A 13,670-nucleotide genomic window follows, 5' to 3' on the forward strand; every position below is an offset into this window, starting at 1 on the left:
GTCTAGGCGAGTCCGAGCCAGGCGGTCAGGATGCGCTGGATGAGTTTGACAGCGGCCGTTTCCGAAGCCTGGGAGCCGTGGATGGGCGCGAGTTCGCACATGTCCATGCCGACCAGCTTCGGGCCCAGGCCGTCGAGCCACAGCTCCTTCCAGAAGCGGTTCATCCAGGCGTAGGGGATGCCGCCGGGTTCGGGCGTGCCGGTGCCGGGAATGACGCTGGGGTCCATGCCGTCAACGTCGAATGAGATGTACATGGGCCTGTTCCCGACAAAGGCCCGGATGCGTTCGGCCGCCTCGCCGGGAGCGGGAAGGTCCCAGGCGAAGAGGGTCATGAGCTCCGCCGGGCTCTGCGTGCGCATGTAGTCCCTCTGCTCCCGGCACAGGGAGCGGATGCCGACCTGGGCCAGGGGGATGCCCATTTGCCGGGCCCGGGCCATGATGCAGGCGTGGGAATACGGGCTGTCCTCGTAGCTTGCGCGCAGGTCGGCGTGGGCGTCGATGTGCAGCAGGACCAGATCGGGATGGGCCGCGTGGTAGAATTCGAAAAGGGGCAGGGGCACCGAGTGCTCGCCGCCCAGCGTCAGGACGAAATCCTTGGATGCGTCGAGTTCCGCGAGCTGTTCGCGCATGGCCTGGTGCAGCCCTTCGGGGCCGGTGGCCGGGGGATGGACCACGGGCAGCGGGGTGAAGTGGGCCAGATCGGTCAGATCGAGGTCCAATTCAGCATCGTAGGATTCTATCTGCACGCTGGCCCGGAACAGGGCCTCGGGGCCAAGGCGCGTGCCCGTGCCGTAGCTGACCGTGCCTTCGTAAGGGACGGGCAGCACGTGGATGTTTCGTCCCTGCCGGGGGCCGAGGTCAAAGAATTCGTGATGCATGGTTGTCTCCGTCAAAGAGGATGGTGTGCCGTAAGGCCGTGGAAAAGCGAGGGATCAGAGCGGAGTGCGGGAGCGCAGCAGAACGCCGCCAATGCCGCTGCCCTTGAGCTGTTCCTTCAGGGCCAGGGCCGAATCCACGGTGCCCTGATGATGCACATAGACCCGGTACCAGGTCTTGCCTTCGTGGGTGGCCGTGACCACGGACGTCTTGAATTTCGCCGGGTCGAGTTTTTTCAGGAAGGTCTGGGCCTGCTCCATAGAAGCCAGGGCCGCGACCTGATAGTTGAAGACAAAGACCTCTTCCTTGGCTGGCTTTGCCGCCGTTGCGGGGCTCTGACCGGCTACCGCGGCCGCGGATTGCAGGGCCGCGTCGATGGGCGACTGTTCCGGCTTGGACGCGGCGGCGGCCTGAGGCTTGGGTTGCGGAGGCGTCGGAGCCTTGGCCTGCGGAGCCGGAGCCGGGGCCACGGAAGTGGGCCCCTGCTTCAGTTTGTCGAAGAATTCGAGCTCCTCTCCCTTCAGGACTTCCTCGTTCTTTTCGGTCAGCAGGGGGAAGTCTTCGGGGAGCACCTTCTGGGCCATCTCCATGGCCATCTTTTCGGGCTGGTAGCCACGCCCCACGATGACGCCGAGAATGAACGACCAGGCCATGCCGATAACCACGAGCACGGCCAGGGACAGGAAACCCGACAGGCCCAGCTGGAAGCTGAGCTTGTTCTTGTCCTTTTTCTTGGTGGTGCTTGATTTGCGTGTGATCATGGTTCCGTGAGTCCGATCGGGCTACATGCGCTCGGGGGCGCTTACTCCCAGCAGGTCAAGTCCGGCCTTGAGCACTCCGGCCACGGCCTGGAAGAGAAGGATGCGGGCCTGCAGCAGAGCCTGGTCGTCGCCGGACAGAATGTGATGCACAGTATAATAGCGGTGCAGCAGCCCTGCAAGTTCCATCAGATAATAGCTGACATGATGCGGCGAGAGGGTCCGGGCCGCAAGTTCGAGGGTGTCCTCGAAGGCGTCGAGGGCCTTGAAAAGCGCCTTGTCCTCGGGTGTGGTCAAGAGGGCCATGAGCGCGCCGGACGGCTCGGGCAGGGCCACGCCCTGTTCCTCGGCCTTGCGCATGAGCGAGCTGATGCGGGCATGGGCGTACTGGACATAGTAGACTGGGTTGTCCATGGACTGCTGCTTGACCACGTCCAGGTCGAAGTCCAGATGCGAATCGCTCTTGCGCGACAGGAAGATGAAGCGCGCCGCATCCACGCCCACCTCGGCGCAGACGTCGGCCAGGGTCTCGAACTTGCCGGCGCGGGTGGACATGGCGATCTGCTCGCCGCCCTGGATCAGGTTCACAAGCTGCACCAGGATGACCTGCAGGGATTCGCGGTCCTTGCCGAGGGCCTCGATGGCCGCCTTCATGCGCGGCACGTAGCCGTGATGGTCCGCGCCCCAGATGTCTACCATCATGTCGAAGCCGCGCGCGATCTTGTTGTCGTGGTAGGCGATGTCGGAGGCGAAATAGGTCAAGAGGCCGTCGGACTTTCTGAGGACGCGGTCCTTGTCGTCGCCGTGGTCGGTGGATCTGAACCACAGGGCACCGTCCTTTTCATAGGCCCGGCCCTCGGCCAATAGACGATTCAGCGATGCCTCGACCTGACCGCCGTCGACCAGGCTCTTTTCCGAGAACCAGTGCTGATGTTCGACACGAAAATCGATGAGGTCCTGCTTGATGCCGTTCAGGATGTCCGTCATGCCGCGCTCATAGCAAAGGTCCAGGGCTTCTTCCTCGGGCAGGTCGAGAAGCGCCTTGCCGCGTTCGGCCAGCAACGCGTTCGAGATGTCCCTTATGTAATCGCCCCGGTAGCAGTCCTCGGGGAAGGGGATCTCGATACCGCAGGCCTGCTGGTAGCGCACCCACACGGCCAGACCCAGAAGGCGCATCTGGCGACCGGCATCATTGAGATAGTACTCGGTCTCGACCTCATGTCCGGTGAAGCGCAGGATGCGGGTCAGGCTGTCGCCCACGGCCGCGCCGCGTCCGTGTCCGATATGCAGCGGGCCGGTGGGGTTGGCGGACACGTATTCGACCTGCACCTTGCGGCCCTGGCCGACATTGATCCGTCCGAAATTTCCGTTGCCTTCCAGCGCCGCCAGCGCCACTTCCTGCCAGAAGACGGGCTTGAAGGTGAAATTGATGAAGCCCGGCCCGGCGATCTCGATGTCCTCGATCTCGGGGCACATGGCCAGCAGCTCGGCTTTGAGCTCCTCGGCCACGGCGCGGGGATTCTGTCCCTTCTCCCGGGGCATGACCATGGCGATGTTGGTGGCCATGTCGCCGTGCTGTTCGCTTTTGGGGGCCTCGATGGTGGTCTTGGCAGGCAGGGCTGCGCCCTTGGTGGCCATGAGCGCGGTCAATTTTTCAAGAATATAGTTTTTGGCTTTCATGCCAGAGTCTCCTCAAAGGCTAGCGGCTTGTTCAAGAGTGCTGACGGACAGGGTTTCGACCCCGTCCCGGTCTTTAAGTATCTGCGAAACCATGCGCGACAGGGCCCCCTTGGGACCCAGCTCCACAAAGGAGCGCATGCCGTCGGCATACTGGTTTTCGATGGTCTGGGTCCAGTGGACGGAAGAGGTCATCTGGCGCTTCACGGTCTCTTTCAGGGCCCGTGCGTCAGCTTCGGGTCTGGCCGTGACATTCAGATAGACCGGGATCTTCGGGTCGTGCCAGTCCAGCCGGTCCATGAATTTGGCCAGTTCGTCTCCGGCTTCGCTCATGTACGGGGAATGGAAGGCGTTGCTGACCGGCAGTACCAGGGCCCGGCCCTTGTGGGGCTTGGCGTTCGCGCAGACATGGTCCACGGCCTGGGCGTGTCCGCTGATCACGAACTGGCCCGGGGTGTTGTAGTTGGCGATGCGGATCTCCTGTCCGGTCAGGCTGGCGGCTGCCGCGACCAGTTCCTCGACCACGGCCTGCTTGAGCTTCAGGATGGCGGCCATGCGTCCGTCCTGGTTCGTGGCCTCGTCCATGAGCTTGCCGCGCAGGCAGACCAGCTCCAGAATTTCGTCGACGGACAGGACCCGGGCCGCGAACAAGGCCGCGAACTCACCCAGGCTGTGTCCGGCGACTCCGGCGGGCCTCAGCTTTTCGGCCAGAAAACACCACAGGTTCATGTTGACAACTGTCAGGGCGGGTTGCAGATTCCGCGTCACCGCCATGGCGTTTTCGTCGCCGTCCCAATATATTTCGCGCAGCGGCAGGCCGCTCAGGCGTTCGGCTTTTTTCCACAAGTCCATGGCCTCGGACCAGTGTTCCGCCAGATCCCGGCCCATTCCGGGCTCTTGCGAACCCTGGCCCGGAAAAATGATGCTCTGTGTACTCATTGTTCCTCCAATCAAAAAACTGAGCTGCTTGTATCCGCAGCCCCCACGCAGGTAAAGGGAAAATCCCCCGGGGCCGCGCCTTCCGGGCTTTGTCCCAGGGAGAAGCCCCAAGAAGTGACGCCCAGTGCAACCCGATCCTGCCGTGAAAGTAAGGAATGCATATGAATTCTCATCCGGAAGCCCGTGAAGTCGCCCTCCGGGCCCAGGGTCTGGGACGGGTCCTGACCGATGACCAGGCTCGTCTTTTGAGCGTCTATCTTGGCCTGCTCGTCAAGTGGAACGTCCGCATGAACCTGGTCGGCCCCTCGACCTGGACAGAGATCCTGGACACCCTGATCCAGGACTCCTGGCATCTGGCCGACCTGCTGCACACCTTGCGGACCCAGCCCGCCCAGACCCTGGATCTGGGCGCGGGAGCAGGCCTGCCGGGCATCCCGCTGCGCGTCTTCTGGCAGTCGGGTGAATATTGTCTGGTGGAGCCACGGCAAAAACGCGCCATCTTCATGGAGCAGGCCGTGGCGCACATGAAATTGCCGCTGACCAAGGTCATCTGCGCCCGCATGGAGGCCCTGCCCCCGGCGCGGCGCGAGGCGGATCTCATTGTCAGCCGCGCCTTCATGCCATGGCGGAAACTTCTCGCCGAGGTCAGAAGCTGCCTCGCCCCGCAGGGCCGGGTGCTGGTCATGAGCAACGAGTCGTCCACCGATACGGTGGATGGCTACAGCCTGGAGCTGGTTCGGGAGTATCCGGTGGCCGGGAAAAAACGATATTTCCGGCTATTCGCCCTTGGGGGGCATGACTTCTGAGAGATGGGGCATGAGCAGGCGCGTCGCAACCTTGTCGACCTCCTCGGCCAGGTCCATGAAGCGTTCGAGATATTCAAGAATCTCGATCTTGCGATCCTCGGCGGAATAGCCGTAATCCTCCTCCAGTTGGCCGGAGGTCAGGTATTCTTCGAATTCGTTCAGGAATTTTTCACTTAGCATTGGGGCATCCTTGGGCTTGCGAGGTTCAACCGGCCTTACCTGCCACAAGAGCCCCGCATGGTCAAAGCTGGCGGCCATGGATTTTTATCAAGAATCCGGTTGACTTTGAACATCGGCTTCAATAAGAACGACTCCTCACGCCGGAGTGGTGGAATGGTAGACGCAGAGGACTCAAAATCCTCCGGGGGCAACCCCTTGCGAGTTCGAGTCTCGCCTCCGGTACCACGCAAAAACAAGGGTTCGCGATCAATAAGATCGCGGACCCTTTTTTTACGCTCAATTCCCAGTCATTTCTCCCACTTGGAATGGATATGGGATCCTAACCAGTTGCCATAGTCCGAGGAACGATCGTTCATCGTATTGCCTCGGCGTCTTTGAACCAACACTCAGACCAAACGCCTGTAAACCGCGAAAAAATGCGGGACGGGTGGGTCCTGGTGGTCGTCGTAGGCCAGAAAATGCGTCTCGGTCAGGCCTGCGCGCACGAAGCCGTCGATTTCGTGGCGGTCCAGGGCGATGGGGAAGGTTTGCGAGTGGTCATCGCTCGCGCGACTGCGGCATGAGACGACGACCTCGCCGCCGGGTGCGACCAGTTCGGCGATGGCGCTGAGCGCCCTGAGCCGGTTGGGCCCCGTGAGGATCTGGATGGTGTTGCATTCGTAGACAAGGTCGAAGCCGCGCCGCCACGAAGCCGGATAGTCGAACAGGTCGGCCGTGACGTACTCCACGGAACTGCCTGGGTAGCGCCTGCGGCACATGTCGATGGCCGAAGGGGAGATGTCGAAGCCCACGACCGAGTAGCCGCGCTCCCGCAGTGCTTCCGCGTCGTCGCCCAGCCCGCACCCGACCACCACGGCCCGCCTGCCTGCCGGAGCGGGATGCGCGTCGATCCAGTCGAGGAGCAGGGGGTTGGGTTCCAGATCTGCCCAGTACACTCGGTTGATGTCTCCACCTGCCCGGTCATAGAATTCCTCGAACCAGCCATCGGGGTCGCCCTTGGCGGCGTAGGTTTCGGCCAGGCGGATTGTCTCGGTTTTCGGGTTGCCCATGCTGTTCCTCATTATGATTGTCGTGTGCCCTGAATTCGCTAGTACAAAACGCCTGAATCTCAAAGCGCCGCGTGACGGGCTTCGCAGACGTCCGAAAAAATACCTTCAGCCTTGAATCCAAGTCGAAATAGCCTTATCAGTAAATCATGCGCAATTATATACACCCATATCTCTTGCGATCAGGCGCCTTGCTGGCGGGGATCATTTTTCTTGCGCTGGCAGGGTCTGTCATGTCGCCGTGGGCGGATACGGGGCAAAGGAAAGCCTATGTCCTCACCATCGACGACGCCATCGGACCCGCCACCCGCGATCACATTGTGCGCAACATAACCCGTGCGGAGCGGGACGGCGCGGAGGTGATCGTGGTGCGTCTCAACACTCCCGGCGGGCTCGACGCTTCCATGCGAGACATCATCCGCAAGATCCTGGCCTCCGAGGTGCCGGTGGCGACCTGGGTAGCTCCTGCAGGGTCCCGTGCGGCCAGCGCGGGAACATACATCATGTACGCCAGTCACATCGCGGCCATGGCCCCGGCCACCAACCTCGGTTCGGCCACGCCGGTGCAGATAGGAGGCGGTGATACCGACAAGTCGCCATCGGCCTGGGAGCGTGCAAGGGATGCCTTGAGAAAGAGCGCGGACAAGAACGGCACAGAGGGCTCGAACGCCACGGAGGAACCCGAAAACTTGCCCGACGACGCCATGGGCCGCAAGGTCGTCAACGACGCCGTGGCCTACATCAAGGGGTTGGCCGAGCGGCATGGACGCAATGCCGAATGGGGCGAGCGCGCGGTGCGCGAGGCCGTCAGCCTGACCTCGTCCGAGGCGCTGGAGCAGGACGTCATCGATTTGATAGCCGCGGACCTGCCCGAACTTCTTGAAGCCATGAATGGGCGCGAGGTGCGCATGGCAGACGGCACGCGCACCCTCGATACGGCTGGCCTGACGGTGGTCGAGATCGAGACGGACTGGCGCACCGAGCTGCTGGCCATCATCACCAACCCAACCCTGGCCTACATGCTGCTGATGATCGGCATCTACGGCCTCATCCTCGAAGGCTACAATCCGGGCGCCATGGTGCCCGGCGTCATCGGCGGCATCTGCCTGCTGCTGGCCCTGTATGCGTTCCAGATTCTGCCCGTGAACTATGCCGGGCTGGCCCTCATTCTGCTGGGGCTCGCGCTGATCGGGGTGGAGCTTTTCATCCCGGCCTTCGGGATTCTGGGCATTGGCGGCATTGTTGCCGTGGTGTTCGGGTCGGTCATCCTGTTCGAGGGCGATATTCCCGAATTCCGCATCAACACGGGCGTCATCGCCGGCATGGGCGCCGGTTCGGCCCTGGTCTTCGGCGGTATCGTCTGGGTCGCGGCGCGCACCTTGCGCAAGCCGCGACTGAGCAGCCGCGAGGCCATGGTGGGCCTTGAGGCTGAAGCCATCCAGGATTTCATCGACGGATTCGGACGGGTGCATCTGCAGGGCGAGAACTGGTCGGCCCGGTCAGGGCATCCGATCCGCCAGGGCGACAAGGTGCGCATCGTGGCCATGGAGGACGAGGGGCTCGTCCTTTCCGTCACCCCGGCGCCAACCGGCAACGGCAACCAATGACAAGGAGAACCGCATGAATCCCTACTTTCTGCAATTCGTGACCTTCAGCGTCATCCTGCTGGTCGTCCTGCTTTATTATACCATCAAGATTCTGCGCGAGTACGAGCGCGGAGTCGTGTTCACCCTGGGCCGGTTCGACAAGGTCAAGGGGCCGGGCATGATCATCCTCATCCCCTTCGTGCAGCAGATGGTCAGGGTGGATCTGCGCACCGTGGTCATGGATGTCCCGACCCAGGACGTCATCTCCCACGACAACGTCTCCGTGCGGGTCAACGCCGTGGTCTATTACCGGGTCATCGATCCGGAAAAGGCCATCATCGCGGTCGAGCACTTCATGGACGCCACCAGCCAGCTGGCCCAGACAACCTTGCGTTCGGTGCTCGGAAAACATGAACTCGATGAGATTCTGGCCGAGCGCGACAAGCTCAATGAGGACATCCAGAAGATTCTCGACCGCCAGACCGATGGCTGGGGAATCAAGGTCTCCAACGTGGAGATCAAGCATGTCGATCTCGATGAATCCATGATCCGGGCCATCGCCAAGCAGGCCGAGGCGGAACGGCAGCGGCGCGCCAAGGTCATCCACGCCGAAGGCGAGCAGCAGGCCGCGCAGAAGCTGGTGGAGGCGGCGGAAAAGCTCTCCGAGAGCCCAAGCGCGATCCAGCTCAGGTACCTCCAGACTCTTGGGGAAATAGCCGGAGAGAAGAACTCGACCATCGTCTTCCCGGTCCCCATCGACACGCTCAAGTCCCTGTTTGGCGGAAAGTCCTAGCTCCTCTCCGGTCAGAACAGCCGTCCCGAGGACGCGAGGCAGAGACGGCTCGCGATCGAACATGAAAAAGGCCCTGCGATGATCCGGAACTGATCGTCGCAGGGCTTTTTGTTCCGGCCTCTTTCTGACGGCAGGCTCCTGGTCCGCTTCAAGCAGGGGCGGGCCGGGAAATCCCGGCACCGCCAGGGTCATTGCCTCAGCGCACCTTGAATTGCCCCACCAGCATCTTGAGCTGCTCCGACAATTGGGCCAGCTCCAGCGCTCTTTCCTGGACGAGTTCTCCGCCCTGGCGCAGTTCGCTGGTGACATTATCCACATTGGTGATGTCCTGCGCGATGTCGGACGATGCGGTGGACATCTGGGCGATGAGCGAATTGGCGTCCTGAACGCCGGTCGTGGCCTGGGCGATGTTGGTGGCCACTTCGCGAGTTGCCATGGCCTGCTCCTCGATGGCGGCGGCGATTGTGGTCACGATGTCGTTCACGTCCTGAATGACCTGCACGATGCTCTGGATATCGTTGACGGCGGTGCCCGTTGCCGTCTGGATGCCGCTGATCTTTGATCTGATGTCGTCGGTGGCGGCAGCTGTTTTCTGCGCCAGCTCCTTGATTTCATTGGCGACAACGGCAAAACCCCGACCCGCTTCACCAGCTCTGGCCGCCTCTATGGTGGCGTTCAGGGCCAGCAGGTTGGTCTGGGCCGAGATGTCGTTGATGGCTTCGGTGACCTTGCCGATTTCGTTGGCGGAAGTGCCCAGATCCTGGAGCATTCCGGAGAAGGTGTCGATCTTCTTGGAAGCTGTGTCCGTAGTCGAGCGCGCGCGTTCCGTGTTGTCGGCAATCTCGTTGATGGTCGTGCTCATCTCTTCGGTGGCCGAAGCCACGGAACTCAGGTTTGTCGAGGTCTCTTCCATGTTGGAGGACACGGAGATGGTGTTGGCGCTCAATTCCTCGGCTGCTGCCGCCACGGTGGTGGTGCGGGATGCCAGGTCCTGGACGCCCCGGGAGGATTTTTCGCTGATGTTCGACAAGCCCGCGGCTGACGAGGTCAAGGTTCCGGCATTATCGCTGATTGAACCGATGATGCCTTGAAGCTTGCTGACGAATGCGTTGAAATAACGGGCCATTTCGCCGATTTCGTCCTTGCTGTCGGCCTCCAGTCGTTTGGTCAGGTCACCTTCGCCTTCGGAAATATCCTTGAGCATGGTCACCATGCGGCCAATCGGCAGGACTATCTGCCTGGTGATGACGAAAACGGCGCCGATCAGCAGGGCCAGGCCGCCCAGGCTCAGCCCCAATAGCAGAAGCTGCACGTTGCGGGCGTTTTCGAACATCTTGTCCTCGGGAATGCCGACCACGAAACTCCAGGCTCCCTCGGCTCCTTCCAGGGCCACGGGAGTCATGCAGTAGAGCATGTCCAGGCCGGAGGATTCGGACTTCTGGGAAAAGAAGGCCTGGGAGCCTTCCTTGAGGGCCTTGGCGACGCTTTCCTTGTTGGCGCCGACCAGAAATTCGGAGAAGTTTTGGCCGATCCTGGCCTTGTCCGGGTGGGCCACGATCATTCCCGTGTCCGACAGCAGCAGGCCGTATCCGTCATCGAAAACCTTGATGCGGGAGGCGACGTCCTGCAGGTTCTCAAGGCTCAAGTCCAGGCCGACCACGCCCGTTCCCTCTTCGGTCAGGGGCACGCATACGCTTATCATCATGCGGTCCATGCCCGCGACTTCATATACCGTAGGTTCGGTCACGAGCATTTTTCCGTTCTGCAAGGGATACCAGTACCATTTGTCGGCGTCGTCGCGACTCGAAGAGGCGGACGCGGTGGTGTGGGTCTCTTCGATCCCCTTTTGTCCCCGGATGAAATAGGGGAGAAATCGTCCCGACTCCTCGTGCAGGGCGTCGGCACTCACGTGCGCATGATCCCGGCCGTCAAACGCGTTGGGGTCCCAGGCCGTCCATGTCCCGAAAATTCCGGGGAAGGCCTCCAGGGTTTTGCGCAGCAATCCCGTCACCACCGGCCGCTCGGGGATGTTCTGGCTGCGCTCGTTGGCAACCGCCGCCGCCATGGCCTTGGCGGCCCCGATGGCGGCGTCGAGTTCCCCCTTGACCATGTTCGCGTAACGCTGACTGATCTCCAGTGAAAGATTGCGGATGTCCTGGACGGCCTTTTCCTTGATCTGCATTTGCACCAGAAACATGATCAGACCGAAAATCATGACGGAAACCACGCCCACGGGAATAAGAATTTTGTAGCGCAGTTTGAATCGGTTCAGCATGCGTTTCTCCTTGTTTCAGCATGATGATAATTGGGTAGCCACGAGCGGCGGGTGTTTTCAGGCCTGATGGCCGGGGTCTTCGGAACGCGGGATGCCGATGGATGCGTCCGGCGCGTTCTACATAAAACACGTAGTCATAAAAAAATCCATATTTAGATACGCTTGTAACTCAAACCGCGATTTCGGAGCAGTCGCCGGTAAATTGCCGCGACCGAGGCTGCTGGCCTGTGCCTTCATGCACGATTTTTGCTTCAACTGACAATTTGGTTCGCAATGCGGCAGTATATTCCTGCCGGCAAGGAGGGAACATGGAGATCGGCGGCACGGAATCAGTCATGACCATGCGCACAGGCTATCCGGCTCGGGAGCGCGTAACCGGAAACAAACAGGCAAGTCAGGGGGATACGGTCAGTCTTTCATCGGAGGCCAAGCGCCTGCTTGAGTATTTCCGAAGCAAGCAGGTCAGCGCCATGGACCGGGATGACTCGCAAGGGACGTCCTCCGTCGCGGCAACGGCGCCTGTGGGCAAGGGATCTGATGGCACGACCAGTACGTCGGTCAAGGGCGTCGACGCCGGCGAAAGCTCCGGAGCAGCGAGCAATTCGGGGTCGGGCAGCCAGGTCGAGGATATCGAAAAGCGCATCAAGGCCCTCATGGACAAGGTCAAGCACATCATGGACAGCGACCTGCCTCCCGAACAGAAGCAAAGCGCGGCCGCCCCGTATTTGCAGCAGATCCAGGAGTTGCAGCAACAGCTGCAGCAGCTCATGACGGAGCAGTTGCAGGACGCCTAGCCGCCTGCCCAATAACGGCGTTTCGCCACCGAGGAGGGGATGGCGTCCCTTCTCGGTGACAGGGCGTGACGGATGAAATCGCTGGCCTGTGAGTCCGTACGCATGGTGTTGCAACGGATACATAATTCTATTGGTTTTTCCATAACACGCCTGTTTCTTACAGATTATTATCCGTTTTTGGTATATTCCCGGGCCTCATCAATAATTCCAGAAGAAAAATCGAATCAAACCCTTCTTATGTGGTTGTGTGGCAGGTGCGCAACAAAGTAGCTGTCCTTGTGGAGATCATGTATGTTGGAACTCACGAAAACGCTCCGTACTGACGGTTTGGTGGTCATCAGTGCCGCCATCTCCGCTGATCGCGTCGATGCCGTGGCCAGGGCCATCGTGGACGCGGCAGAGGCCAATGTTCCGGCCGACGAGGTGTTCCCCGAGTCCACTGCGGGCAGGGTGCTGGCCGGGGCCCGAGGTTTGCGCGGGATGACCCAGGCTGCCCTGGCCGCCGTCATCGGTGTGCACAAGTCGCATATCTCCGGAATGGAGCGCGGCGCCCGTCCCATAGGCAAGGGCATGGCCAAAAAACTGGGTGAAGCTCTGGACATGAACTGGAAAGTGTTTCTGGACTGACGAAAGACAGGGGGCCGGATTTCTCTCCGGCGCCCCTTGTGAGCCTGTCGGTAACGCGCCCGGAATCGCTCCCGCCAAATCCTTCAGTTGTCATGAAAGCCTGAGCAATTCCTGCTTCCGCAGCGATCCATTTTATCCGCATCCCCACACAAATCCAAAAACAAGGTGCCTGAAGCCCCGGCCCGTGTCAGGACGCGCGTTGCGTGGACCGGTAGCGGGTCAGGCCCTCGGCGTTGCAGAAGCTGCGGTATGCATCCTGGTCCAGGGGGAAGTCCCAGGAGCCGCTTCTGAGTTCGATCCTGCCGCCGAATCCGGTCTTGAAGCGGTACATGCCGTGAAACGGGTGTGCGGGGTCAAGGCCGGGGGAGACCGCGCCCATCTCATAGGTCAGGCAACCGCGATCGCGGGCCAGGGTCATGGCTGTCCAGTGCATGAGATAGGGAGCCATGAGGCCGCGTTTCTGGTTTGAAGACGCTCCGTAGAGAAAATTGGCCGCCTTGCCCGAGATGCCAATGATGGCCCCGGCCAGATTGTCCTTCCCGTGGCCGGCCAGCAGAAAGACAAGCTCCGAATTGCCCCTTGCGGCCAGTCGGCATTTGAAAAGGGCCGCGAAGTTCTTGAAGCTGCACGGCGCAAACCCGTTGCGTTGCGCGGTTTGGCAGTACAGGGCGTGAAATTCCGGAAGGTTCTCCGCGCTGACCGTGCGTGCCGTTACGCCTTTGCGCTGTGCCAGGCCTATGTTGTAGCGGGTCTTGGCCTTCATGCGCGCAAGGAGCGCATCGTCGTTTCCGTCGAGATCCACCACCAGTGAGCTGGCCACGGTCAGATCCGTGAACGCTTTGCGGATATTCCAGTGCCGGGTGCCCATGTTCATGCGCATCTCCCTGATTCTGGGCTCCGGAAACGCGGTCCATTCCCGCTTTCTCATCTCGTCGGCATAGAGAGACTTCCATGGCAGGTCGTAGCGGATGAAGGCCACCTCAGGCCCCAGTTCCTTGCCCAGAGCCAGGGAGAAATCCTCGAGAAACGGGCCGTAGTTTTCCTCATCGGGAGCGTACTCCGGCCCCTGGGGGACCACGGCGACCTTCTTGTCGCCCAAGGGCTGCAAGAGCACCAGGACATCTCCGCATTTCCTGGATTCCAGGTCGAATGCCAGGGGCTTGAATCCCTGCCGGGATTTGACCTGCGCCCAGTAGGGGGTCTGGAAGAAGATGTCGGTAGGCAGAAGCGCCTCCGGTTTTTTTACGGAAAGATCCAGCATTTCAGGCTCCTGTCGATGTTTTTAGTTGATTTTCGGGCAACAAAAAGGGGGA

At 61.0% G+C, this 13,670-nt stretch carries 13 protein-coding genes and 1 tRNA gene; 6 read left to right on the top strand and 8 right to left on the bottom strand.

What is annotated here, in order from left to right; genetic code table 11:
* Positions 1-2: 2 nt before the first annotated feature.
* From speB to BMZ24_RS08635, 4 genes are read right to left on the bottom strand one after another with little or no spacing between them, the layout of a single operon-like run.
* Positions 3-878, bottom strand: coding sequence for an agmatinase (gene speB / locus BMZ24_RS08620; RefSeq protein WP_092191278.1), 876 nt, complete (start codon positions 876-878; stop codon positions 3-5).
* 54 nt (positions 879-932) lie between these two features.
* Positions 933-1,637 carry an SPOR domain-containing protein gene (locus BMZ24_RS08625; RefSeq protein ID WP_092191280.1) on the bottom strand — a complete coding sequence of 235 codons (705 nt, stop codon included), beginning with the start codon at positions 1,635-1,637 and terminating at the stop codon, positions 933-935.
* Between the two features lie 21 nt (positions 1,638-1,658).
* Positions 1,659-3,314, bottom strand: coding sequence for an arginine--tRNA ligase (argS, locus tag BMZ24_RS08630; RefSeq protein WP_092191282.1), 1,656 nt, complete (start codon positions 3,312-3,314; stop codon positions 1,659-1,661).
* Positions 3,315-3,326: 12 nt separating this feature from the next.
* The gene (locus BMZ24_RS08635; RefSeq protein ID WP_092191284.1) at positions 3,327-4,250 is read right to left on the bottom strand and encodes an ACP S-malonyltransferase; all 924 of its coding nucleotides are present in this window, start codon (positions 4,248-4,250) and stop codon (positions 3,327-3,329) included.
* A gap of 161 nt (positions 4,251-4,411) precedes the next feature.
* On the opposite strand from BMZ24_RS08635, the gene rsmG reads away from it, so the two are divergent.
* A complete protein-coding gene (gene rsmG / locus BMZ24_RS08640; protein ID WP_092191286.1) occupies positions 4,412-5,056 on the top strand; it encodes a 16S rRNA (guanine(527)-N(7))-methyltransferase RsmG in 645 nt (214 codons plus the stop codon).
* On the opposite strand, the gene BMZ24_RS08645 is transcribed toward rsmG, so the two are convergent.
* A complete protein-coding gene (locus BMZ24_RS08645) occupies positions 5,027-5,236 on the bottom strand; it encodes a hypothetical protein (protein ID WP_092191288.1) in 210 nt (69 codons plus the stop codon). The two genes, rsmG and BMZ24_RS08645, sit on opposite strands and share 30 nt — an antisense overlap.
* 139 nt (positions 5,237-5,375) lie before the next feature.
* On the opposite strand from BMZ24_RS08645, the gene BMZ24_RS08650 reads away from it, so the two are divergent.
* Positions 5,376-5,461: transfer RNA gene (locus BMZ24_RS08650), tRNA-Leu, on the top strand.
* Positions 5,462-5,622: 161 nt separating this feature from the next.
* Here the strand turns inward: BMZ24_RS08650 and BMZ24_RS08655 are convergent.
* A complete protein-coding gene (locus BMZ24_RS08655) occupies positions 5,623-6,285 on the bottom strand; it encodes a class I SAM-dependent methyltransferase (RefSeq protein ID WP_092191290.1) in 663 nt (220 codons plus the stop codon).
* Between the two features lie 146 nt (positions 6,286-6,431).
* Between BMZ24_RS08655 and BMZ24_RS08660 the strand changes: the two genes are divergently transcribed.
* Together BMZ24_RS08660 and BMZ24_RS08665 are read left to right on the top strand one after the other, a co-directional pair.
* A complete protein-coding gene (locus BMZ24_RS08660; RefSeq protein ID WP_092191292.1) occupies positions 6,432-7,889 on the top strand; it encodes an NfeD family protein in 1,458 nt (485 codons plus the stop codon).
* Between the two features lie 13 nt (positions 7,890-7,902).
* Positions 7,903-8,661, top strand: a complete 759-nt coding sequence (locus BMZ24_RS08665) for a slipin family protein (protein WP_092191294.1) — start codon at positions 7,903-7,905, stop codon at positions 8,659-8,661.
* Positions 8,662-8,857: 196 nt separating this feature from the next.
* Here the strand turns inward: BMZ24_RS08665 and BMZ24_RS08670 are convergent, their stop codons facing one another.
* Positions 8,858-10,936, bottom strand: coding sequence for a methyl-accepting chemotaxis protein (locus tag BMZ24_RS08670; RefSeq protein ID WP_092191296.1), 2,079 nt, complete (start codon positions 10,934-10,936; stop codon positions 8,858-8,860).
* A 308-nt stretch (positions 10,937-11,244) separates the two neighbouring features.
* Here BMZ24_RS08670 and BMZ24_RS08675 point away from each other — a divergent pair, with 308 nt between their 5' ends.
* The gene (locus BMZ24_RS08675) at positions 11,245-11,730 is read left to right on the top strand and encodes a FlxA-like family protein (protein ID WP_092191298.1); all 486 of its coding nucleotides are present in this window, start codon (positions 11,245-11,247) and stop codon (positions 11,728-11,730) included.
* Positions 11,731-12,021: 291 nt separating this feature from the next.
* Positions 12,022-12,357 (top strand): helix-turn-helix domain-containing protein, encoded by a 336-nt coding sequence (locus tag BMZ24_RS08685; protein ID WP_092191300.1) that lies wholly within the window; start codon positions 12,022-12,024, stop codon positions 12,355-12,357.
* A 187-nt stretch (positions 12,358-12,544) separates the two neighbouring features.
* On the opposite strand, the gene BMZ24_RS08690 is transcribed toward BMZ24_RS08685, so the two are convergent.
* The gene (locus BMZ24_RS08690) at positions 12,545-13,618 is read right to left on the bottom strand and encodes a lipid II:glycine glycyltransferase FemX (protein ID WP_092191302.1); all 1,074 of its coding nucleotides are present in this window, start codon (positions 13,616-13,618) and stop codon (positions 12,545-12,547) included.
* Positions 13,619-13,670: the final 52 nt, after the last annotated feature.

This window comes from Desulfomicrobium norvegicum (genome assembly GCF_900114595.1).
Classification (GTDB): domain Bacteria; phylum Desulfobacterota; class Desulfovibrionia; order Desulfovibrionales; family Desulfomicrobiaceae; genus Desulfomicrobium; species Desulfomicrobium macestii.